This window comes from Paraburkholderia sp. SIMBA_030, assembly GCF_046535245.1.
In the GTDB taxonomy this organism is placed as follows: Bacteria; Pseudomonadota; Gammaproteobacteria; order Burkholderiales; family Burkholderiaceae; genus Paraburkholderia.
This window is the reverse complement of record NZ_JAWRXB010000311.1, coordinates 1-284: the sequence shown is the minus strand read 5'-3', so window position 1 is coordinate 284 and position 284 is coordinate 1. Positions and strand designations below refer to the sequence as shown.

At 53.2% G+C, this 284-nt stretch carries 1 protein-coding gene; it reads right to left on the bottom strand.

Annotated features, from left to right (window positions below):
* Window positions 1-267: NADH-quinone oxidoreductase subunit H (locus SB772_RS40135; RefSeq protein ID WP_410838536.1), on the bottom strand; the 267-nt coding region annotated here is incomplete at its 3' end.
* Window positions 268-284 lie beyond the last annotated feature (17 nt).

The following is a 284-nucleotide window of genomic DNA, read 5'->3' as shown; positions in this document are numbered from 1 at the left end:
AATCATCGGTGCCAGGGTAAAGATGACGCGATCCGAGAATTTCGGGATCCAGTCTTCTTTAAAGAACATTTTGATCATGTCCGCAACCAGCTGGAGCGAACCGCCCCAGCCAACACGGTTAGGTCCGTAACGGTTCTGGAACAGACCCAGCAGGCGACGTTCGCCAAAGCTCATGAATGCCCCGCAGGTGACAACCACCAGCAGGATCACCACCGCTTTGAGGATGGTCAGCAGGATCTCAATCAGTTCCGGTGATATCCAACTCATTGTTGTGCCTCCTTGAG